Source organism: Candidatus Protofrankia californiensis (assembly GCF_900634765.1).
GTDB classification, from domain to species: Bacteria; Actinomycetota; Actinomycetes; order Frankiales; family Frankiaceae; genus Protofrankia; species Protofrankia californiensis.
On the sequence record NZ_CAAAFT010000052.1, the window covers coordinates 18,528 to 18,998 of the forward strand.

General features: G+C 71.5%; 1 protein-coding gene. It reads right to left on the bottom strand.

Annotated elements, in window-relative coordinates; translation table 11 throughout:
• Window positions 1-471 (bottom strand): WD40 repeat domain-containing protein (locus DD1DGNOD_RS28705; protein WP_430827748.1); only part of this gene is annotated, 471 nt, incomplete at both ends.

Consider the following 471-nt stretch of genomic DNA (forward strand, 5'->3'; position numbering starts at 1 on the left):
CTGTCCGGAGTGAACGCCACCGACCAGACCGAGTCGGTGTGGCCGGTCAGGGGTTTGCCTAGTGGGTGGGGGGCGGACGGGTCGGTCACGTCCCACAGTCGTACTGTGCGATCGTTGTTGGCGCCGGCGCTGGCCAGCGTGCGGCCGTCCGGGGAGAACGCCACCGCGAGCGCCGGGTCGGTGTGGCCGGTCAGGGGTTTGCCGAGTGGGTGGGGGGCGGATCGGTCGGTCACGTCCCACAGCCGCACCCTCCGGTCGGCACAGCCACTGGCCAGAGTGCGGCCGTCCGGGGAGAACGCCACCGAGTGCACCTGGTTGGTGTGGCCGGTGAGGGGTTGGTTGAGGGAGTGGGGTGTGGACGGGTCGGTCACGTCCCACAGTCGCACCGTCTTGTCGTTGCCGGCGCTGGCCAGCGTGCGGCCGTCCGGGGCGAACGCCACCGACCACACGGTGCTGGTGTGGCCGCTGAGG